Genomic DNA, 20,597 nt, shown 5'->3' on the forward strand with positions numbered 1-20,597 from the left:
TCATGGCTGTGAAGAGCAAGACGGCCGCGCGTTCGCGCCGCCACACCCGCCTTCGCAAGAAGATCGTCGGCACGGAGCTGCGCCCGCGCCTCGTCGTCACGCGTTCGGCCCGTCACGTCTTCGTGCAGGTCGTCGACGACGCCGCCGGCCGCACCCTTGCGTCCGCATCCACCATGGAGGCCGACCTCCGCGCGTTCGACGGTGACAAGACCGCCAAGGCCAAGAAGGTCGGCGAGCTCGTTGCCGAGCGCGCGAAGCAGGCCGGCATCGAGTCGGTCGTCTTCGACCGTGGCGGCAACAAGTACGCCGGTCGCGTCGCCGCCATCGCCGATGGTGCGCGAGAGGCGGGGCTGAGCCTGTGACCGACAACAAGAAGGAGAACGAGGTGGCTGCAGTGGCAGAGGCACCCGTGGAGACCGCCGCCGCGAGCGAGGCTCCCCAGAACGAGCCGCGCGAGGCCCGTCGTGGCAGCCGCGACCGTGGCCAGAGCCGCGACCGCGGTGGCCGTGACGCCGAGAAGAGCCAGTTCCTCGAGCGCGTCGTGACCATCAACCGCGTGTCCAAGGTCGTCAAGGGCGGCCGTCGCTTCAGCTTCACGGCGCTCGTCGTCGTGGGTGATGGCAACGGCCTCGTCGGCGTCGGCTACGGCAAGGCGCGCGAGGTCCCGACCGCGATCTCGAAGGGCGTCGAGGAGGCGAAGAAGAACTTCTTCCGCGTCCCGCGCGTCGGAGCGACCATCCCCCACCCCGTGCAGGGTGAGGCCGCGGCCGGCGTCGTCCTGCTGCGTCCGGCTTCCGCCGGTACCGGTGTCATCGCCGGCGGCCCCGTGCGCGCCGTCCTCGAGTGCGCCGGCATCCACGACGTCCTGAGCAAGTCGCTCGGCTCGTCGAACACCATCAACATCGTGCACGCCACGGTGGAGGCCCTCAAGCAGCTCGAGGAGCCCCGTGCGGTCGCCGCGCGTCGTGGTCTCGACTACGACGAGGTCGCCCCCGCCCGTCTGCTGCGTGCCGAGGCCCAGGCGGCCGAGGCCGCTGCAGCAGCGAAGGCAGGTGCCTGATGGCCAAGCAGCTGAAGGTGACCCAGATCAAGTCCAAGGTGAGCGAGAAGCAGTACCAGCGCGACACGCTGCGCAGCCTCGGGCTCAAGCGCATCGGCGACTCGGTCGTCCGTGACGACACCCCGCAGAACCGCGGGTACGTCAAGACCGTCGCCCACCTCGTGAAGGTTGAGGAGATCGACTAATGGCTGAAGAGAAGAACGAGGCCGTGGCCGAGGAGACCCCGAAGAAGGCTCCGGCCCGCCGGGCCGCTGCGAAGCCGGCCGCCAAGGCCGACGACGCGAAGGCCGAGAAGGCTCCCGCGAAGAAGGCTCCCGCCAAGGCCGCCGCTGCCAAGGCCGACGACGCGAAGGCCGACAAGGCCCCCGCGAAGAAGGCTCCGGCGAAGAAGGCCGAGCAGGATGTCGCGAAGCGCGAGCCCGTGCTGAAGGTGCACCACCTTCGCCCGGCGCCGGGTGCCAAGAAGGACAAGACCCGCGTCGGACGCGGTGAGGGTTCGAAGGGCAAGACCGCCGGTCGCGGCACCAAGGGTTCGAAGGCCCGCAACAACATCCGCCCCGGCTTCGAGGGTGGCCAGCTTCCGTACCACATGCGTGCGCCGAAGCTCCGCGGCTTCAAGAACCCGTTCCGCGTCGAGTACCAGGTGGTCAACCTGGACAAGCTCGCCGAGCTCTACCCGAAGGGCGGCGACGTCACCGTCGCCGACCTCGTCGACAAGGGCGCCGTCCGCAAGAACGAGCGCGTCAAGGTGCTCGGCAACGGCGACATCCAGGTGAAGCTCAACGTCGAGGTCGACAAGGTCTCCGGCTCCGCAGAGCAGAAGATCGTCGCCGCCGGCGGCTCGGTCAAGTAGACCGCGGCATCACCGATTGTTCGAGCCTGTCGGGACCTCGCGTATGATTCACGGGGGTCTCGACAGGCTCGAGCCGCATACGGACTGAGTCCGCAAGCGCAGCAACCCGCTCCACGACGGAGCTACAGGAGGACGAGTGTTCAACGCCATCGGGCGGATCTTCCGCACGCCGGATCTTCGACGCAAGATCGGATTCACGCTGGGCATCGTTGCCCTGTTCCGCCTCGGCTCCTTCATCCCGGCGCCGTTCGTGGACTTCGGCAACGTGCAGGCGTGTCTGGCGGCGAGCCAGGGGGCGTCCGGACTCTACGAGCTGGTGAACCTGTTCTCGGGCGGCGCGCTGCTCCAGCTGTCGATCTTCGCGCTGGGCATCATGCCGTACATCACGGCGTCGATCATCGTGCAGCTGCTGCGCGTGGTGATCCCCCACTTCGAGACCCTCTACAAGGAGGGCCAGGCGGGCCAGGCGCGCCTCACGCAGTACACGCGCTACCTCACCATCGCGCTGGGCGTGCTGCAGTCGACGACGCTCATCACCGTCGCCCGCTCGGGCGCGCTGTTCCCGTCGAGCGCCCCCGAGTGCTCGCAGCTCATCACGAACGACGCGTGGTACGCGATCCTGCTCATGGTCATCACCATGACGGCGGGCACCGGCCTCATCATGTGGATGGGCGAGCTCATCACCGAGCGCGGCATCGGCAACGGCATGTCGCTCCTGATCTTCACCTCGATCGCCGCGACCTTCCCCGGCGCGCTCTGGGCGATCGCCATCTCGCGCGGCTTCGACGTGTTCGCCGTCGTGATCGCGATCGGCCTGCTGGTCGTCGTCGGCGTCGTCTTCGTCGAGCAGTCGCAGCGGCGCATCCCCGTGCAGTACGCGAAGCGCATGGTCGGCCGGCGCACCTACGGCGGCAACAACACGTACATCCCGATCAAGGTCAACATGGCCGGCGTCGTGCCCGTCATCTTCGCCTCGTCGCTGCTGTACCTGCCGGCGCTCATCGCCCAGTTCAACCAGCCCGCGGCGGGCGAGGAGCCGCAGCCGTGGGTCGTGTGGATCACGAACTACCTCACCAAGGGCGACCACCCGCTCTACATGCTCCTGTACTTCCTGCTCATCGTCGGGTTCACGTACTTCTACGTGGCGATCACGTTCAACCCCGACGAGGTCTCGGAGAACATGAAGAAGTACGGCGGGTTCATCCCCGGCATCCGTGCCGGTCGCCCGACCGCCGAGTACCTCGACTACGTGCTCACGCGCATCACGCTGCCCGGCTCGGTGTACCTGGGCCTCATCGCGCTCATCCCGCTCATCGCGTTCTCGCTCGTCGGGGCCAACCAGAACTTCCCGTTCGGCGGCGCCTCGATCCTCATCATCGTGGGCGTCGGCCTCGAGACGGTGAAGCAGATCGACGCACAGCTGCAGCAGCGCCACTACGAAGGGCTCCTCCGATGACGGCTTCCGCGAACAGCTCCGCCCGCTTCCTGATCGTCGGGCCGCAGGGCTCCGGCAAGGGGACGCAGGGCGTGCTCGTCGCGGAGGCCTTCGGGGTCCCGTCCATCTCGACCGGCGACGTGTTCCGCGAGAACATCTCGGGGGGCACGGAGCTCGGCAAGCGGGTGCAGTCGATCGTCGAGGCGGGCGACCTCGTCCCCGACGAGCTCACCTGCGAGCTGGTGCGCGACCGGCTCGCGCAGTCGGATGCCGCGGGCGGCTTCCTGCTCGACGGGTTCCCCCGCAACCGGGGCCAGGTCGACGACCTCGCCGACTTCCTCGCCTCGCGCGGTGAAGCCCTCGACGCGGTCATCGAGCTCAGCGTGCCGCGCGACGAGAGCATCTCGCGCCTGCGCCAGCGCGCCATCGACCAGGGCCGCACCGACGACACCGAAGAGGTCATCGCCAACCGCCTCGCGATCTACGAGCGCGAGACGGCGCCGATCCTCGACGTCTACCGCGGGCAGGGCCTCGTCGTCGACATCGACGGCGTGGGCACCCTCGACGAGGTCACGGCGCGCATCTTCGAGGCGCTCGCCGCCCGTGGGCTCTCGGCGGGCCACGACGGCGGCAACGGCGCAGCCGCCTGACCGTCCGCGTGTTCAAGCGCTCGATCTACAAGTCCCCGGCCGAGCTTCGCTCGATGCTGGCCGCAGGCGCGGCCACCGCGGCGGCACTCGCGGAGGCGCGGCGCCTCGTCGCAGCGGGCGCGACGCCGCTCGAGCTCGACGCGGCGGCCGAACGCGTGATCCGCGGACTCGGCGGCAGGCCGAACTTCCAGCTCGTGCCGGGCTACCGCCACACGCTCTGCGTGTCCGTGGACGACGACGTCGTGCATGGAATCCCCGGTGAGCGCCCGTTCCGGCCCGGCGACATCGTGTCGGTCGACGGCGGCGCCGAGCTCGACGGCTGGAACGGCGACGCGGCCTTCACGGTCGTGCTGCCCGATCCCGAGCGCCCCGACGTCGTGCTGGCGCGCCAGGCGCTGTCGGACGTCACGGAGTCCGCGCTCTGGCGCGGCATCGCGGAGCTCGCGGCCGCGCGCCACCTCAACGAGGTCGGCGCCGCGATCGAGGAGCACGTCGAGGCGGCGGGCTCGTACGGCATCCTCACCGACTACGTCGGCCACGGCATCGGGCGCACCATGCACGAGGAGCCGCCCGTGTTCAACTACCGGGTCCGGCAGAAGGGCCCGGCGATCCGCCCCGGCCTCGTGGTCGCGATCGAGCCGATGATCGTCGCCGGGTCGATCGACACCTTCGTGCGCGACGACGAGTGGACGGTCACGACCTCCGACGGCGCGGACGCCGCGCACTGGGAGCACTCCGTGGCCGTGCACGACGACGGCATCTGGGTGCTCACCGCGGAGGACGGCGGTGCGGCCGGCCTCGCCCCGTTCGGCGTCGCACCCGTGCCGATCGCCGCGCGCTGACGGCGCCCGTCACGCCGCGTGCGGCTCCATGAGCCGTGAGAGCTCGGCGAGCAGTCCGGGGTAGTCCGTCGCGCCGACCACGAGGCGCTGCACGTTCTCGCGCTCCGAGAACGCCTCGACGAACTGGTCGAACACCTCCTGGAACTCGGCCCGGCCGCTCTCGGCGAACGCGATGAGCGCGACGACGTTCACGCTCGCGCCGCCCCAGTCGATCGGCACGTCGTCGATCGCGATCGCGATCGCGGTGCGTCGAGCGGTCATGGTCATCGCGTGCGGCACGGCGAGATGCTCGGTGAACGCGGTCGACGACAGGCGCTCGCGTTCGAGCGCGCCCTCGACGTAGGCGCGGTCGATCACCCCTGCCGAGATCATGCGGTCGCCGAGCATCCGGATGGCGCCGTCGCGATCGAAGCCCCGCAGCCCGCGCACGAACAGCTCGGGCGCGATGTAGCGCGACAGCGACGCCGCGAGCCGGGCACGTCGGCGCGCCCGACGGACGCGGGCGATCTCGACGCGCACGCGCTCGAGGTCGACCTCCGTGGGGAACGGCGCCACGAGCACGAGCCGTTCGACGGGCGACGACGGCTCGATGACCGCGACGAGCACGTCGGCGCGCTCGGCCTCCTCGCCCGGTGCGACGAGCTCGACCTCGTCGTCGACCGCCGAGCGGATGCGCGCCGCGAGCGCCGTGTGCACGTCGTGGTACGCCGGAGCAGAGACGGCGACGCGCACGATCTCGCCGCGCGAGCGGCGCTGGTCGAGGTAGGCGCCCACGTGCATCGCGATGTACGCGATCTCGTCGTCGTCGACCGCGATGCCCTCGGTGCGCGCGAGCTCGCTCGCGATGTAGACGGCGAGCTCGTAGATGAGCGGGTAGGCGGCCTTGATCGAGGCCGTGAGGGGATTGCGCGAGAGGTTCGACGTGCTCGCCCGCGCGACGAGGTTGTCGACGTGCAGGGCGAGGCGGTCGATGAAGTCCTCGTCGTCGAGGTCGACGAGGTACGCGGCCGACGCGCCGGCGACGATGCGCCGCACGAGGGGCACCCGCGGCGAGATCGGGCGGCCCGCGGCATCCGCCTGCGCCGCCGCCGTGGTGCGGGTGGCGGCACGCGTCTCGAGGAGCCGGGTCAGGTGCGCGAGGTCGGCCGGACCGACCGAGGTGCCGAAATGCTCGTCGACGAGCCGGGCGAGGAGTTCGGCCAGCGGGCCGTCGGCGGCGGTCGACGCGGATGCCGCGACCGGGGCCGTCGAGCCATCCGACGACGCCGGGGGAGCCGCCGCGTCCGCCTCGTCGAGCGGATGGTTCGTCGCCACGCGGTCGAGCGCGATCGCGGTGTGCAGCAGCACGTCGTTGAGCCCGTACTCGTTCGGCGCGTAGCCGGCGTCGGCGAGCCCCGCGACGAGCGCCGTGCGGAACTCGGACACCTCGGGGAAGGCGGCCCGGAGCGCGTCGAGCTCGAGCATGCCGCGCGCCGACTCGTCGCGGAACAGCGCGCCGAGCAGCCGTCGCCTGGCGGTCTCGGGACCCTCGAGCGTGATGCGCGGCCCCTGCCGTACGAGCGTGAGCCCGGTGCCGTCGAGGCGCGCCCGCACGCGCGCGAGGTCGGCCTCGAACGTCGAGTCGCTGACGTGGTTGGCGGCCGCCGTCTCGTGCACGTCGAGGCCGTCGGTGGCGTCGATGAGCGAGCGGATGACGCGGGCGGCCCGCACCGGGGGCGAGGAGTCGCGCCGGGCGGGGACGCCCCTGTTCGCCCAAGCCGCGCGGTCGAGTCGGTACCCCGCCGGGCCGGACTCGACGATGACGCCGCCGGAGTTCGCCTGCGCCGCGTAGTTGCGGATCGTGCGCGTCGTCACGCCCAGGCGGTCGGCGAGCTCCGACGCGGTCGTCCAGCCGTCGGCATGGCCGAGCGCGTCGACGAGGCGCTCCCACTTCTCGGCCACTGCAGCTCCGGTTCCTCGGCGCCACGCGACGCCGTGCGGTGCAGACAGTCAACCATCGACGCCGCGGGAGGTGGGCGGATCCGTCCCGGATTTTCCGGGGGTGCGGAAGAAGATCGGGTGGCTGCCTCCTGAGCGACGCGGGCAGAATCGGCTCGATCGCGGCAGTCGCCGCGGCCGAACGATCGACGAGGACCGGGCGATGGCCGGGCGAGGAGGCTCAGCGATGCGCATCATCGTGGTCTGCGGGGCCGGCGCCTCGAGCACCTTCGTCGCCCACCGGATCCGCCGGGCCGCCACGGCCAGGGGGCTCGAGGTGCGCGCGACGGCGACGAGCGAGTCCCAGCTCGACGTGGCGCTCGCCGACGCGGACGTGCTCCTCGTGGGCGCCCATCTCGCCGATCGCGTCGACCGCCTGCGCGAGCGCGCCGCAGCGGCATCCGTGCCGATCGCCATCCTCTCCGACGTCGTGGCGACCTCGCCCGACGGCGGCGGGGCCCTCGACGTCGCCCTCGAGATCGCTGGGGCGCCGTCATGAGCCCGCGCGCCCCGCGCGCCGTGGTTCCCACCGCAGAGCCTGCGGGCTATGGTGAACGAGGGAACGGAAGCCAGCGACGGGAACCGGAATCATGGTGGAACGCACTGTTCGAATCGGATCGACCCACGGCCTTCACGCACGGCCGGCCAAGCTCTTCACCCAGGCTGCAGCCGCATCGGGGTCGTCCGTCACGATCCAGAAATCCGGTGGCTCACCCGTCAACGCGGCGAGCATCCTCGCCGTCATCGCGCAGGGGATCGACCACGGCGACGAGGTCACGATCGTCGTCGACGGCGGCGACGAGCAGGCGGTCCTCGACCAGCTCGTGGAGCTGCTCAGCACCGACCACGACGAGTAGCGCGAGGCATCCGTCGCCCATTCAACCGAACTGGAGGGGCGAGTGATGGAGATCAACGGCACGGGCATCGGACTGGGTGTCGCCGTCGGACCGGTCGTGCGGATGGCCGAGCAGCTGCCGCCGCCGGTCGACCGGCCGAGTCACCTCGACCCCGGGCTCGAGGGCGAGCGCGCCCGCGCGTCGCTCTCGGTCGTCGCGGCCGAGCTCGCGAACCGCGGGGCGAAGGCCGGCGGCGCCGCGAAGGACGTGCTCGAGGCGCAGGCCATGATGGCCGAGGACCCGAGCCTCGTCGACGAGGTGACGAAGCTCCTGGCCACGGGAAAGACGGCCGAGCGGGCCGTGTACGAGTCGTTCGCCGCCTACCGCGACCTGCTCCTCGGAATGGGCGGGTACATGGCCGAGCGCGCCACCGACCTCGACGACATCTCCCAGCGCGTCATCGCGAACCTGCTGAAGCTGCCTGCGCCGGGCGTGCCGAATCCGGGGCATCCGTTCGTGCTCGTCGCCCGCGACCTCGCGCCGGCCGACACCGCGACCCTCGACCTCGACCAGGTGCTCGGGCTCGTCACGATCGACGGCGGCCCCACCTCGCACACCGCGATCCTCGCCCGCGAGAAGTCGATCGTCGCGATCGTCGGGGCGACGGATGCCGCGACCCTCGCCGACGGCGACACGGTCGTCGTGGACGCGGCGAACGACATGGTCGTCTCCGACCCCACGCCCGAGCAGGTCGCCGACGCCAAGGCCCGGATCGCCGAGCGCGCCGCCCTCGAGGCAGCGCCGGTCACGCCTGGCGCCCTCGCCGACGGGACGCCCGTGCCGCTCCTCGCGAACCTCGGCTCGGCCGACGGCGCCGCCGAGGCCGTGAAGCTCGGCGCGGAGGGCGTCGGCCTGTTCCGCACCGAGTTCCTCTTCCTCGACGCCGACACGGCGCCGAGCGTGCGCGAGCAGGAGGAGCACTACGCACGGCTCCTCTCCGCGTTCCCTGGGCGAAAGGTCGTCGTGCGGGTGCTCGACGCCGGCGCCGACAAGCCGCTCTCGTTCCTCAACGAAGCGCACGAGGAGAACCCGGCGCTCGGGCTCCGCGGCATCCGCGCGCTCCGCCACTCCGAGATCATCCTGCGCGAGCAGCTCACGGCCCTCGCGATGGCGGATGCCACGACCGACGCCGACCTCTGGGTGATGGCGCCCATGATCGCCACCGTCGAGGAGACGGAGTACTTCACGAAGCTCGCCGACGAGCTCGGCATCAAGGTGGCCGGGGTGATGGTCGAGACCCCGTCGGCGGCGCTCATCGCGGACCGGGTCCTGCGGGTCGCGGCCTTCGCGTCGATCGGCACGAACGACCTCACGCAGTACACGATGGCGGCCGACCGGCTCCTCGGCACCGTGGCGAACCTGCAGAGCCCGTGGCACCCCGCGGTGCTGAAGCTCGTCGCCGACGTCGGCGCTGCAGGCGCCGAGCTCGGCAAGCCCGTCGGCATCTGCGGCGAGGCCGCAGCCGATCCGCTGCTCGCCGTGGTCCTCGTCGGACTCGGCGCCACCAGCCTGTCGATGTCGCCATCGGCACTCGCAGATGTCCGCGCCTCCCTCGCGCGGTACACGCCCGACGACGCGAAGGCGCTCGCCCGGGCAGCCCTGGCCGCTGAGGGAGCGGCCGACGCCAAGCAGGCGGCCCAGGCCGTCGCGACCGAGATCACCACGGCGCGGGCATCCGCGTCGTGACCACGAGAGAGGCATTCGCATGACAACGACGTCACCCGAGACGAAGCGGCCGGGGGGAGCACGCGTCGCGGTACAGAAGTTCGGTTCGTTCCTGTCCAGCATGATCCTGCCGAACATCGCGGCCTTCATCGCCTGGGGCATCGTGACGATGTTCTTCATCCCGGCCGGATTCACCCCGAACGAGTCGCTCGCGGCGCTCGTCGGGCCGATGATCATCTACCTGCTTCCGCTCCTGATCGCGAACCAGGGCGGGCGGCTCGTGTACGACACCCGCGGCGGCGTCGTGGCGTCCATCGCCACCGTCGGCGTGATCGTCGGCACGGACATCCCGATGTTCCTCGGCGCGATGATCATGGGCCCGCTCGCGGCGTGGCTCATGAAGCAGGTCGACAAGATCTGGGAGGGGAAGATCAAGGCCGGCTTCGAGATGCTGGTCAACAACTTCTCGGCCGGCATCCTCGGCTTCATCCTGGCCATCGTGGGCTTCTTCGCCTTCGGTCCCGTGGTGCAGGCCCTGAGCAACGGGCTCGAGGCCGCGGTTGACTGGCTCGTGAAGCTCTCGCTGCTCCCGCTGCTGTCGATCCTCGTCGAGCCCGGCAAGATCCTGTTCCTGAACAACGCCATCAACCACGGCGTGTTCACCCCGATCGGGACCCAGCAGGCGAGCGAGACCGGCAAGTCGATCCTGTTCCTCGTGGAGGCGAACCCCGGCCCCGGCCTGGGCATCCTGCTCGCGTTCACGTTCTTCGGCATCGGACTGGCACGGGCCAGCGCTCCGGGCGCGATCATCATCCAGTTCTTCGGCGGGATCCACGAGATCTACTTCCCGTACGTGCTCATGAAGCCGATCCTGATCCTCGCCGCGATCGCGGGAGGCATGACCGGTGTTGCGACGAACGTGCTCTTCAACAGCGGCCTTCGAGCGCCGGCGGCACCGGGCAGCATCATCGCGGTGCTGGCGCAGACGGCCTCCGACAGTTACGTCGGGGTGATCCTCTCGGTGATCCTGTCGGCCGCGGTGTCGTTCATCATCGCCGCGGTGATCCTCAGGGCCAGTCGCAAGCGCGACCTCGAGAAGGCGAACGCCGGCGACCTCGCGGCCGCGATCGCGCAGACCGAGGCCAACAAGGGCAAGGAGTCGGGCGTCCTGCAGAACCTGCAGGCGGGGATCGACGAGGGCGGTGCCGAACTCCTCTCCGAGGGCGAGGAGGCCGCGTTCGAGCGCAAGCCGATCCACAACATCATCTTCGCGTGCGACGCGGGGATGGGCTCCAGCGCGATGGGCGCAACGGTGCTGCGCAACAAGATCAAGAAGGCCGGCATCGACAGCGTCACGGTGACGAACAAGTCGATCGCCAACCTGACCGACGACGTCGACCTCGTGATCACGCACCAGGACCTCACCGACCGCGCCAAGCTGCAGTCGCCGAGTGCGCTGCACGTGTCGGTGGAGAACTTCATGAACTCGCCGAAGTACGACGAGATCGTGAACCTCCTCCAATCGGAGGGCGTGCGCTGATCGTCGCCACGACGACCATGCACGAACGGCGCCAGCCCGGAGCCGCGGTCGGCCTCGCACCACGTGAGGCCGCCCGCGGCTCCGCGGCGTCGCCTCGACGGAACCGCTGAATCCCGAGACGCACGACGAGACGCACCAACGACGAGAGCAACGAGAGAAGGAGCATCCCATGACCGATGAGATCCTGCCCGCCGACAACATCCGGCTGGCCGCCCGTGCCGCGAGCCGGGAGGACGCGATCCGCGAGGCGGGCGCGATCCTCGTGGAGGCCGGCGCCGTCGACCCCGGGTACGTCGACTCGATGCTCGAGCGCGAGGGCTCGGTCTCGACCTACATGGGCAACTTCCTCGCCATCCCGCACGGAACGAACGAGGCGAAGGACCAGATCCGCCGGTCGGCGCTCTCGGTCGTGCGCTACGACGAGCCTGTCGACTGGGGCGGCGAGGAGGCCCGCTTCGTCGTCGGCATCGCCGGCATCGAGAACGAGCACCTCGACATCCTGTCGAAGATCGCGATCATCTTCTCCGACGACGACGCCGTGCAGGCGCTCATCGCGGCGCCCACCGCGGCCGAGCTGCATGCCCTGCTCTCCGAGGTCAACGACTCGTGAAGGCCGTCCACTTCGGCGCCGGCAACATCGGGCGCGGGTTCGTCGGCCTCCTCCTGCACGAGGCCGGGTACGAGGTGGTCTTCGCCGACGTGAACGCCGAGCTCATCGACGCGCTCGCGGCATCCGACCGCTACACGGTGCACGAGGTCGGGGTCGGCGCGCGCGACCAAGTGGTCACCGGCTACCGGGCGATCAACAGCCAGGCGGATGCTGCGGCCCTCCTGGACGAGCTCGTGACCGCCGACGTGGCGACCACGGCGGTCGGCCCGACCATCCTGCGCTTCATCGCGCCGCACCTCCTCATGGCGCTGCGCGAACGGCCGGCGGATGCCCCGCCGCTCGTGATCATGGCGTGCGAGAACGCCATCAACGCCACGAACCTCCTGCGTGACGAGATCGCTGCGCTGTCGAGCCCCGAGGAGTGGCCGGAGCTCGAGGCGCGCGCGGTGTTCGCGAACACGGCCGTCGACCGGATCGTGCCGGGGCAGGCCGCCGACGCGGGCCTCGACGTGACGGTCGAGACCTTCTTCGAGTGGGCGATCGAGCGCCCGCCGTTCGGCGCTGCCGCCCCCGACATCCCCGGGGCGCACTTCGTCGACGACCTCGCGCCGTACATCGAGCGCAAGCTCTTCACGGTGAACACCGGCCACGCCGCGACGGCCTACTTCGGCGCGGCAGCCGGACACAGCCGGATCAGCGATGCGCTCGCCGACCCGGCCGTCGCACAGGCGGTCGAGCGCGCGCTCGAGGAGACGTCGGCGCTGATCGTCGCCAAGCACGACTTCACCGCCGAGGAGCAGGGCGCCTATCGGGCCACGATCCTCGAGCGGTTCCGCAACCCCGAGCTGCCCGACACGGTGGAGCGGGTCGGCCGCCAGCCGCTGCGCAAGCTCGGCCGGCACGAGCGGTTCATCGGGCCTGCTGCGGAGCTCGCCGAGCTCGGACGTCCGGTGCCCGGCCTCCTCGCGGCCGTCGGCGCGGCGCTCCGCTTCGACGTGGCCGCCGATCCCGAGAGCGTCGAGCTGCATGCGCTGCTCACGAGCCGGGAACCCGAGGTGTTCGTGCACGACGTCACGGGCATCGAGCCGGGGCATCCGCTCGAAGCGGGCCTCGTCGAGGTCGTCGAGGCGGCGACGCGCACCGCCTGAGCGGGCCGGTCGCGGGGCCGGTCGGGGCGCGGCATCCGTCGCCCGGCATGGGCGCAGCGGCATCCGCAGGCTCGACTGGCGAAGATGCCCGGAATCGCCTATAGTTGACCCTTGGTGTTCTGGCACGCCTGCTTCGGCGTGCCCGACGAGCGATCGTCGATGAGCACATCGCACGACCAGCATCCCAAACTCCAAGCGATAGTGAGGCTATGGCCAAGAAAGACGGCGTCATCGAGATCGAAGGCTCGGTCATCGAGGCACTCCCGAACGCGATGTTCCGGGTGGAGCTCACGAACGGGCACAAGGTCCTCGCGCACATCTCAGGGAAGATGCGCCAGCACTACATCCGGATCCTCCCCGAGGACCGCGTGATCGTCGAGCTGAGCCCGTACGACCTGACGCGCGGCCGCATCGTCTACCGCTACAAGTAAGGGCTGTCGGAAAGTAACGGCCCGCGGCACCCCGCGGGCACGAGGACAGCGAACCCAAGGAAACAACTGTGAAGGTCAACCCCTCCGTCAAGCGCATCTGCGACAAGTGCAAGGTCATCCGCCGCCACGGCCGCGTCATGGTGATCTGCGAGAACCCGCGCCACAAGCAGCGCCAGGGCTAGTCGCACGACTCGCGGGCCGTCCGACGGCCCGCACCCACAACTGAACACCGAATCGGCAACGCCAGAACCTCGACGTCTCGGATGTCGCGGGGACACCTCGGGTCGGAGGCCCGGGCACCGGCGCTGCTCCACACCTCCACTTCGAAACAGGAGATAGCCAACATGGCACGTCTGGCAGGAGTCGACATCCCGCGCGAGAAGCGCGTGGAGATCGCACTGACCTACATCTACGGCGTCGGCCGCACGCGAGCGCTCACCACGCTCGCCGAGACCGGCATCGACGGGAACATCCGCGTGAAGGACCTCAGCGACGAGCAGCTCGTCGCCCTCCGCGACTACATCGAGGGCAACTTCAAGGTCGAGGGTGACCTCCGCCGCGAGGTCGCCGCCGACATCCGCCGCAAGGTCGAGATCGGTTCCTACGAGGGCCTGCGCCACCGTCGCGGCCTCCCGGTCCGCGGCCAGCGCACCAAGACCAACGCTCGTACCCGCAAGGGCCCGAAGCGCACCGTCGCCGGCAAGAAGAAGCCCGGCCGCAAGTAACCGCTCGCGCCAAGATCTAGGAGATTTCGAACATGGCAGCACCCAAGGCGGCTACTCGCAAGCCGCGCAAGAAGGAAAAGAAGAACATCGCCGTGGGCCAGGCCCACATCAAGTCGACGTTCAACAACACGATCGTCTCGATCACCGACACCACCGGTGCCGTGATCAGCTGGGCCTCCTCCGGTGGCGTCGGCTTCAAGGGCTCGCGCAAGTCCACGCCGTTCGCCGCGCAGCTGGCCGCCGAGTCGGCCGCCCGCCAGGCGCAGGAGCACGGCATGAAGAAGGTCGACGTCTTCGTGAAGGGCCCGGGTTCGGGCCGCGAGACGGCGATCCGCTCGCTCCAGGCCGCGGGCCTCGAGGTCGGCAGCATCAACGACGTGACGCCGCAGGCGCACAACGGATGCCGCCCGCCCAAGCGTCGCCGCGTCTAGTTCTCCGTCCTGCGGACCGGGGGGCCGCAGGCCGCGCCGAGATCCCCGAGGGATCATCGCGCCGTGCCCGCATCCGGGCCCCCCGGACCCCGCAGCATCCGTTCTCTCAACAACTCAAGATCCTCGACCTCGCAGGTGTCATATAGCGGACACCCTGCCGAAAGGAATCACACCGTGCTGATCGCACAGCGCCCGACGCTCACCGAAGAGAACATCTCGGAGTTCCGTTCGCGTTTCGTGATCGAGCCCCTCGAGCCGGGCTTCGGTTACACCCTGGGCAACTCCCTCCGTCGCACCCTCCTCTCGTCGATCCCCGGCGCAGCCGTGACGAGCATCCGCATCGACGGCGTGCTCCACGAGTTCTCGACCGTCCCCGGCGTGAAGGAGGACGTGACCGAGATCATCCTCAACATCAAGAACCTCGTCGTCTCGAGCGAGCACGACGAGCCCATCACCGCCTACCTCCGCAAGCAGGGCGCCGGTGAGGTCACCGCTGCCGACATCTCCGCTCCGGCCGGTGTCGAGGTGCACAACCCCGAGCTCGTCATCGCGACGCTCAACGACTCGGCCAAGTTCGAGCTCGAGCTCACGATCGAGCGCGGCCGCGGCTACGTCTCGGCCAGCCAGAACCGCAACGAGTACTCCGAGGCCGGCCAGATCCCGGTCGACTCGATCTACTCGCCGGTGCTGAAGGTCACCTACCGCGTCGAGGCCACCCGTGCCGGCGAGCGCACCGACTTCGACCGCCTCGTGGTCGACGTCGAGACCAAGCCCGCCATCTCGCCGCGCGACGCCATCGCCTCGGCCGGCCGCACGCTCACCGAGCTGTTCGGCCTCGCCCGTGAGCTCAACGTCGCCGCCGAGGGCATCGAGATCGGCCCCGCGCCGGTCGACGCCGTGCTCTCGAGCGAGCTCTCGATCCCGATCGAGGACCTCGACCTGTCCGTCCGCAGCTACAACTGCCTCAAGCGCGAGGGCATCAACACGGTCTCCGAGCTCGTCGCCCTGTCGGAGTCGCAGCTCATGAACATCCGCAACTTCGGCCAGAAGTCGGTGGATGAGGTCAAGGACAAGCTCACCGAGATGGGTCTTTCGCTGAAGGACTCCGTCCCCGGATTCGACGGCGCCCACTTCTACACGGGCTTCGACGACGAGAACTGAGTCGTTCCCCGACGTACCGACCCCCCACCACTGGAGATAACGAACCATGCCGAAGCCCACCAAGGGCCCCCGCCTCGGAGGCGGACCCGCGCACGAGCGGCTCCTGCTCGCGAACCTCGCCGCCGCGCTCTACACGCACGAGCGGATCACCACGACCGAGACGAAGGCCAAGCGCCTCCGTCCGCTGGCCGAGCGCCTCATCACGTTCGCGAAGCGCGGCGACCTGCACGCCCGTCGCCGCGTCCTCGCCGTGATCGGCGACAAGGCCGTGGTGCACAAGCTCTTCACCGAGATCGCGCCGCAGGTGGCCGACCGTGAGGGCGGCTACACCCGCATCACCAAGATCGGCAACCGCAAGGGCGACAACGCGCCCATGGCGGTCATCGAGCTGGTGCTCGAGCCCGTGACCCCGAAGAAGCGCGCCGCCAAGCCGGCCGCCGCCCCCGTCGCCGACGAGGCCCCCGCCGAGGAGCCCGTGGTCGAGGAGACGCCCGAGGAGGTCGTGACCGAGGCCGAGGCCGCGGTCGACGAGGCCGCCGGCGCCGAGGCGTCGGAGGAGTCCGCCGAGGAGCCCGCCGAGGTCAAGTAGCCTCGCAACACCCGCGAAGGGCCGTGCTGCAGCAGCAGCGCGGCCCTTCGCCGTCCCGGGCCGGCGAGCGCGTCGCCGTAGGCTGGACGCATGTCCGAGACCGAGTCCATCGCCGAGACGGATGCCGCGGCATCCGTCGTGCGCGTGCGGCTCGGCATCGCCTACGACGGCACCGACTTCAACGGCTGGAGTCGCCAGCCCGGGCTCCGCACCGTGCAGGGCGTGCTCGAGGACGCCCTCGCCACGCTCTTCCGCCGCACGGGCACCGCGCCGCGCCTCACGGTCGCGGGCCGCACCGACGCAGGCGTGCACGCGCTCGGCCAGGTCGCGCACCTCGACGTGAGCGAGGACGCCCTCGCGGTCGTCGCACGGCCGCGCCGCGGACAGGACCCCGACCCCTCGCCCGAGGCGGCGCTGGCGCGGCGCCTCACCGGCATCATCGGCGCCGACGCCGACGTGGTGATCACGCACGCCGAGCGGGCGCCCGATGGCTTCGACGCCCGCTTCTCCGCGATCTGGCGACGGTACGAGTACCGGGTCGCCGACGCATCCGCGATGCGCGACCCGCTGGAGCGCCGCCGCACGCTCGCCGTGCCCCGGCACCTCGACGAACGCGCGATGGATGCCGCGGCGGCCTCCCTCATCGGCCTCCACGACTTCGCCGCGTTCTGCCGGCCGCGCGAGGGCGCGACCACGATCCGCACACTGCAGTCCTACCGCTGGGCGCGCGCCGAGGACGGCGTGCTCGTCGCGTCGCTCCAGGCGGACGCGTTCTGCCACTCGATGGTGCGCGCCCTCGTCGGGGCGTGCGTCGCGGTGGGGGAGGGGCGGCTCGAGGCATCCGCCCCCGAGGCGCTGCTGCGGGCGGGCGAGCGGACCAGCGCGTTCAAGGTGATGCCCGCGAAGGGGCTCGTGCTCACCGAGGTCGGCTACCCCGGCGACCACGAGCTCGAGGCCCGCGCCGCCCAGACGCGCGCACGTCGCGAATTGCACGTGGAAGGCATCGTCGGCTAAGCTACCTCTTTGGTGCCGCCATCGCTGCTCCCTGAGCCCGTCGAAGGGCGGCATCCGAAGTTGAGCCCTCCACCAGGGCGTTCGCCCGCATCGCGGTCGAACACCCATCGGAGTGGGATTCACGAACCCCTCACTCGATCAGAAAGCAGCACTTCCGTGACGCGCACCTACACCCCGAAGGCGAACGAGATCCAGCGCGACTGGGTCGTCATCGACGCCACCGACATCGTCCTCGGCCGCCTGGCCAGCCACTCCGCAGCCCTGCTGCGCGGCAAGCACAAGCCGATCTTCGCGAACCACGTCGACACCGGCGACTTCGTGATCATCGTCAACGCCGACAAGGTGGCCCTCACCGGCCAGAAGCTCGAGCAGAAGAAGGCGTACCGCCACTCCGGCTACCCGGGCGGCCTCAAGGCCGTCGGCTACGCCGAGCTCCTCGAGAAGAACCCCGTCCGCGCCGTCGAGAAGGCGATCCGCGGAATGCTCCCCAAGAACTCGCTCGGTCGCCAGCAGCTCAAGAAGCTGAAGGTCTACGCCGGCCCGGAGCACCCGCACGCGGCTCAGCAGCCCAAGCCGTACACCCTCACCCAGGTCGCCCAGTAAGCCCGGCGAACTCGACCTTCTCGAACTAAGGATTCACAACCACCATGGCGAAGATCGCAGACCAGATCGACCAGGCTCCCGAGAGCTACACGACCGAGAGCACGCCCGCCGCGGCTCCGGCCACGCCCCGCCCCGTCCTCAACGTCTCGGGTGCGGCCGTCGGTCGCCGCAAGCAGGCCATCGCCCGCGTGCGCGTCGTCCCCGGCGCCGGCACCATCACGGTCAACGGCCGTGAGTTCGCGGACTACTTCCCGAACAAGCTGCACCAGCAGCTCATCACCGACCCCTTCACCGTCCTCGAGCTCAGCGGCTCGTACGACGTGATCGCCCGCATCACCGGCGGCGGCCCCTCGGGCCAGGCCGGCGCGCTGCGCCTCGCGATCGCGCGCGCGCTCAACGAGATCGACCGCGAGAACAACCGCCCGACCCTCAAGAAGGCCGGCTTCCTCACGCGTGACGCCCGCGTCATCGAGCGCAAGAAGGCCGGTCTCAAGAAGGCCCGCAAGGCGCCTCAGTTCTCGAAGCGCTGATCCGGGTTCCCGGTTCTCCGTATGCCCCGGCTCTTCGGAACCGACGGGGTCCGGGGCCTGGCCAACCGTGAACTCACGGCTGACCTGGCCCTGGGCCTCGCCCAGGCGGCTGCGGCCGTCCTCACGCAGGGACGCCACGCCGACGAACTCCGCGCGGCCGGTCGCCGGCCGACCGCGGTCGTCGCGCGCGACCCCCGGGTCTCGGGCGAGTTCCTGACCTCGGCGGTCGCCGCCGGCCTCGCGAGCTCCGGTGTCGACGTGCTCGACGCCGGCGTCATCCCGACGCCCGCGACCGCGTTCCTGATCGACTCCATCCACGCCGACTTCGGCGTGATGATCTCGGCGTCGCACAACCCCGCGCCCGACAACGGCATCAAGTTCTTCTCGTTCGGCGGCACGAAGCTGCCCGACGAGGTCGAGGACCGCATCGAGTCCTACCTCGGCAAGCAGAAGCTCGCTCCCATCGGCGGGGGCGTCGGCCGCATCCGCCGCTTCTCCGACGCCGAGGACCGCTACGTCGTGCACCTGCTCGGCACGTTGCCGAACCGCCTCGACGGCCTCCACGTCGTGCTCGACTGCGCCCACGGCGCGGCCGCCGGCGTCTCGCCCGAGACGTTCCGCGACGCCGGGGCGAAGGTCACCGTCATCGGGGCCGACCCCGACGGCATGAACATCAACGACGGCGTCGGATCCACCCACCTCGACAAGCTGCAGGCCGCGGTGCTCGAGCACGGCGCCGACGTCGGCATCGCGCACGACGGCGACGCCGACCGCTGCCTCGCCGTCGACGCCGAGGGCAACATCATCGACGGCGACCGCATCATGGCGATCCTCGCCGTTTCGATGCACGAGCGGGGCGTCCTCACCGACGACACGCTCGTCGTGACCGTGATGTCGAACCTCGGACTGCGACGCGCGATGGCCGAGCGCGGCATCCGCGTGATCGAGACCAAGGTCGGCGACCGCTACGTGCTCGAGGCGCTGTCAGCCGAGGGACTCGCCCTGGGCGGCGAGCAATCGGGCCACGTGATCATGACCGAGTTCGCCACGACGGGCGACGGCGTGCTCACCGGCCTGCACCTCGTGGCCGAGATGGCGCGCACCGGCAAGACGCTCGCCGAGCTCGCGTCGGTCATGACGGTGTACCCGCAGGTGCTCGTCAACGTGCGCGGGGTCGACCACCACGCGCTCACCGACGACGACGTGATCGCCGCGGCCGTGGCCGCCGCGGAGGCCGAGCTGGGCGACTCCGGGCGCGTGCTGCTGCGCCCGTCGGGCACCGAACCGATGGTGCGCGTCATGGTCGAGGCCGCCGAGCAGGAGACCGCGGAGCGGCACTCCGCGTCGCTGGCCGAGGTCGTGCGCGAGCGCCTGGCGCTGCCCGCCTAGCGCTACCGGCGGCGCCCACCGAGAGCTTCCGCTGCCCGCCTAGAGCTTCCGCAGCAGCACGCTCGACACGGTGTGGTCGGCGCTCTTGCGCAGCACGAGCGACGCCCGCGACCGGGTCGGGCGGATGTTCTGCAGCAGGTTGGGCTCGTTGATGGAGCGCCAGATCTCGCGTGCGCGCTGGCGCGCCTCGGTCTCGGTGAGGCTCGCGTAGCGGTGGAAGTACGAGCGCGGATTCGAGAACGCGCCGCGCTGCAGCTTCAGGAACCGCTCCTCGTACCAGCGCGCGATGTCGCTCGTGCGGGCGTCGACGTAGATCGAGAAGTCGAACAGGTCGCTGACGGCGAGGCGGTGGCCGGGACCGGGCGGTTGCAGCACGTTGAGGCCCTCGAGGATGAGCACGTCGGGGCGGCGCACCGTGACCTGCGCGTCGGGCACGATGTCGTATGCGAGGTGCGAGTAGAACGGCGCGCGCACCTCGGGGGCGCCGGCCTTCACCTCGCTCACGAAGCGGAGCAGCGCGCGGCGGTCGTACGACTCGGGGAATCCCTTGCGCGTCATCAGGCCGCGTCGCTCGAGCTCGGCGTTCGGGAAGAGGAACCCGTCGGTCGTGACGAGCTCGACCCGGGGCGTGTGCTCCCAGCGTGCGAGGAGCTCGCGCAGCAGGCGGGCGATCGTCGACTTGCCGACCGCGACCGAGCCGGCCACGCCGATCACGAACGGCGTCGCCTCCATGCGCTCGCGGAGGAACTCGCTCGTCACGCTGTGCAGCGACTTCATGCCGCCCACGTAGAGGTTCAGGAGCCGGCTGAGCGGCAGGTAGACCTCCGCGACCTCGCGGAGGTCGAGGGGCTCGCCGAGCCCGCGCAGCTGCACGATCTCGGTCTCGCGGAGCGGCGACGGCATCGACGGGGCGAGCGCCGCCCAGTCCGCCCGGTCGAGCTCGGTGAAGGGCGAGATCTGCGCGGCGTTCGTCGACGGGCTCAGCGGATCCAGCACCGTGTCAGTCTAGTGAAGGGCCGCCGGCCGGCCCGCGCATGAGGCTCCCAGC

25 protein-coding genes are annotated in these 20,597 nt (G+C 70.4%); 23 read left to right on the plus strand and 2 right to left on the minus strand.

Annotated elements, in window-relative coordinates; all coding sequences use genetic code 11:
• Nucleotides 1-2: 2 nt before the first annotated feature.
• The 7 genes from rplR (at nucleotide 3) to map (ending at nucleotide 4,840) form a co-directional block, all read left to right on the plus strand.
• Complete coding sequence (gene rplR, locus ACWGO8_RS12255) at nucleotides 3-362, plus strand: 50S ribosomal protein L18 (protein WP_452043300.1); 360 nt, start codon at nucleotides 3-5, stop codon at nucleotides 360-362.
• Nucleotides 359-1,060, plus strand: coding sequence for a 30S ribosomal protein S5 (gene rpsE / locus ACWGO8_RS12260; protein WP_452043301.1), 702 nt, complete (start codon nucleotides 359-361; stop codon nucleotides 1,058-1,060). The genes rplR and rpsE overlap by 4 nt, the downstream gene beginning before the upstream one ends.
• Nucleotides 1,060-1,245: a 50S ribosomal protein L30 gene (gene rpmD, locus ACWGO8_RS12265; protein WP_130353506.1), complete on the plus strand. Its 186-nt coding sequence runs from the start codon at nucleotides 1,060-1,062 to the stop codon at nucleotides 1,243-1,245. The genes rpsE and rpmD overlap by 1 nt, the downstream gene beginning before the upstream one ends.
• Nucleotides 1,245-1,913, plus strand: coding sequence for a 50S ribosomal protein L15 (gene rplO / locus ACWGO8_RS12270; RefSeq protein ID WP_376953973.1), 669 nt, complete (start codon nucleotides 1,245-1,247; stop codon nucleotides 1,911-1,913). The genes rpmD and rplO overlap by 1 nt, the downstream gene beginning before the upstream one ends.
• A 136-nt stretch (nucleotides 1,914-2,049) precedes the next feature.
• Nucleotides 2,050-3,369, plus strand: coding sequence for a preprotein translocase subunit SecY (gene secY, locus ACWGO8_RS12275; protein ID WP_376953975.1), 1,320 nt, complete (start codon nucleotides 2,050-2,052; stop codon nucleotides 3,367-3,369).
• Nucleotides 3,366-3,998 (plus strand): adenylate kinase, encoded by a 633-nt coding sequence (locus tag ACWGO8_RS12280; RefSeq protein ID WP_452043302.1) that lies wholly within the window; start codon nucleotides 3,366-3,368, stop codon nucleotides 3,996-3,998. Before secY ends, ACWGO8_RS12280 begins: the two co-directional genes overlap by 4 nt.
• An 8-nt stretch (nucleotides 3,999-4,006) precedes the next feature.
• The gene (map, locus tag ACWGO8_RS12285; RefSeq protein WP_452043303.1) at nucleotides 4,007-4,840 is read left to right on the plus strand and encodes a type I methionyl aminopeptidase; all 834 of its coding nucleotides are present in this window, start codon (nucleotides 4,007-4,009) and stop codon (nucleotides 4,838-4,840) included.
• A gap of 9 nt (nucleotides 4,841-4,849) precedes the next feature.
• On the opposite strand, the gene ACWGO8_RS12290 is transcribed toward map, so the two are convergent.
• Nucleotides 4,850-6,781, minus strand: a complete 1,932-nt coding sequence (locus ACWGO8_RS12290; protein WP_452043304.1) for a BglG family transcription antiterminator — start codon at nucleotides 6,779-6,781, stop codon at nucleotides 4,850-4,852.
• A 223-nt stretch (nucleotides 6,782-7,004) separates the two neighbouring features.
• Here ACWGO8_RS12290 and ACWGO8_RS12295 point away from each other — a divergent pair, with 223 nt between their 5' ends.
• The 16 genes from ACWGO8_RS12295 (at nucleotide 7,005) to glmM (ending at nucleotide 19,549) form a co-directional block, all read left to right on the plus strand.
• Entirely contained in the window at nucleotides 7,005-7,316 is a 312-nt protein-coding gene (locus ACWGO8_RS12295) for a PTS sugar transporter subunit IIB (protein WP_376953980.1), read from the plus strand.
• A 91-nt stretch (nucleotides 7,317-7,407) separates the two neighbouring features.
• Nucleotides 7,408-7,674: an HPr family phosphocarrier protein gene (locus ACWGO8_RS12300; RefSeq protein WP_376953981.1), complete on the plus strand. Its 267-nt coding sequence runs from the start codon at nucleotides 7,408-7,410 to the stop codon at nucleotides 7,672-7,674.
• 45 nt (nucleotides 7,675-7,719) lie between these two features.
• Nucleotides 7,720-9,399, plus strand: a complete 1,680-nt coding sequence (gene ptsP / locus ACWGO8_RS12305) for a phosphoenolpyruvate--protein phosphotransferase (protein ID WP_452043305.1) — start codon at nucleotides 7,720-7,722, stop codon at nucleotides 9,397-9,399.
• Nucleotides 9,400-9,418: 19 nt separating this feature from the next.
• Nucleotides 9,419-10,918, plus strand: coding sequence for a PTS mannitol transporter subunit IICB (locus ACWGO8_RS12310; RefSeq protein WP_452043306.1), 1,500 nt, complete (start codon nucleotides 9,419-9,421; stop codon nucleotides 10,916-10,918).
• 169 nt (nucleotides 10,919-11,087) lie between these two features.
• Nucleotides 11,088-11,528: a PTS sugar transporter subunit IIA gene (locus ACWGO8_RS12315; RefSeq protein WP_452043307.1), complete on the plus strand. Its 441-nt coding sequence runs from the start codon at nucleotides 11,088-11,090 to the stop codon at nucleotides 11,526-11,528.
• Nucleotides 11,525-12,676 (plus strand): mannitol-1-phosphate 5-dehydrogenase, encoded by a 1,152-nt coding sequence (locus ACWGO8_RS12320; protein WP_452043308.1) that lies wholly within the window; start codon nucleotides 11,525-11,527, stop codon nucleotides 12,674-12,676. The genes ACWGO8_RS12315 and ACWGO8_RS12320 overlap by 4 nt, the downstream gene beginning before the upstream one ends.
• A 209-nt stretch (nucleotides 12,677-12,885) precedes the next feature.
• Nucleotides 12,886-13,107 (plus strand): translation initiation factor IF-1, encoded by a 222-nt coding sequence (infA, locus tag ACWGO8_RS12325; protein WP_011186713.1) that lies wholly within the window; start codon nucleotides 12,886-12,888, stop codon nucleotides 13,105-13,107.
• Between the two features lie 68 nt (nucleotides 13,108-13,175).
• Nucleotides 13,176-13,289: a 50S ribosomal protein L36 gene (rpmJ, locus tag ACWGO8_RS12330; protein ID WP_056734976.1), complete on the plus strand. Its 114-nt coding sequence runs from the start codon at nucleotides 13,176-13,178 to the stop codon at nucleotides 13,287-13,289.
• Between the two features lie 162 nt (nucleotides 13,290-13,451).
• Nucleotides 13,452-13,832 carry a 30S ribosomal protein S13 gene (gene rpsM, locus ACWGO8_RS12335; RefSeq protein WP_148733835.1) on the plus strand — a complete coding sequence of 127 codons (381 nt, stop codon included), beginning with the start codon at nucleotides 13,452-13,454 and terminating at the stop codon, nucleotides 13,830-13,832.
• 32 nt (nucleotides 13,833-13,864) lie between these two features.
• Entirely contained in the window at nucleotides 13,865-14,263 is a 399-nt protein-coding gene (rpsK, locus tag ACWGO8_RS12340) for a 30S ribosomal protein S11 (protein WP_092668574.1), read from the plus strand.
• A 174-nt stretch (nucleotides 14,264-14,437) separates the two neighbouring features.
• Nucleotides 14,438-15,424: a DNA-directed RNA polymerase subunit alpha gene (locus ACWGO8_RS12345; RefSeq protein WP_148733836.1), complete on the plus strand. Its 987-nt coding sequence runs from the start codon at nucleotides 14,438-14,440 to the stop codon at nucleotides 15,422-15,424.
• Nucleotides 15,425-15,470: 46 nt separating this feature from the next.
• Complete coding sequence (gene rplQ / locus ACWGO8_RS12350) at nucleotides 15,471-16,013, plus strand: 50S ribosomal protein L17 (protein WP_376953987.1); 543 nt, start codon at nucleotides 15,471-15,473, stop codon at nucleotides 16,011-16,013.
• A gap of 90 nt (nucleotides 16,014-16,103) precedes the next feature.
• A complete protein-coding gene (truA, locus tag ACWGO8_RS12355) occupies nucleotides 16,104-17,027 on the plus strand; it encodes a tRNA pseudouridine(38-40) synthase TruA (protein WP_452043309.1) in 924 nt (307 codons plus the stop codon).
• 156 nt (nucleotides 17,028-17,183) lie between these two features.
• Nucleotides 17,184-17,630, plus strand: coding sequence for a 50S ribosomal protein L13 (rplM, locus tag ACWGO8_RS12360; protein WP_148733840.1), 447 nt, complete (start codon nucleotides 17,184-17,186; stop codon nucleotides 17,628-17,630).
• A 44-nt stretch (nucleotides 17,631-17,674) separates the two neighbouring features.
• A complete protein-coding gene (gene rpsI / locus ACWGO8_RS12365) occupies nucleotides 17,675-18,160 on the plus strand; it encodes a 30S ribosomal protein S9 (protein WP_452043310.1) in 486 nt (161 codons plus the stop codon).
• Between the two features lie 21 nt (nucleotides 18,161-18,181).
• On the plus strand, nucleotides 18,182-19,549 hold the full coding sequence (glmM, locus tag ACWGO8_RS12370; RefSeq protein WP_452043311.1) for a phosphoglucosamine mutase: 1,368 nt from the start codon (nucleotides 18,182-18,184) through the stop codon (nucleotides 19,547-19,549).
• A 39-nt stretch (nucleotides 19,550-19,588) separates the two neighbouring features.
• Here the strand turns inward: glmM and coaA are convergent, their stop codons facing one another.
• Nucleotides 19,589-20,545, minus strand: coding sequence for a type I pantothenate kinase (coaA, locus tag ACWGO8_RS12375; protein WP_376953993.1), 957 nt, complete (start codon nucleotides 20,543-20,545; stop codon nucleotides 19,589-19,591).
• Nucleotides 20,546-20,597: the final 52 nt, after the last annotated feature.

The sequence above is a fragment of the Agromyces sp. NPDC055661 genome, assembly GCF_053618135.1.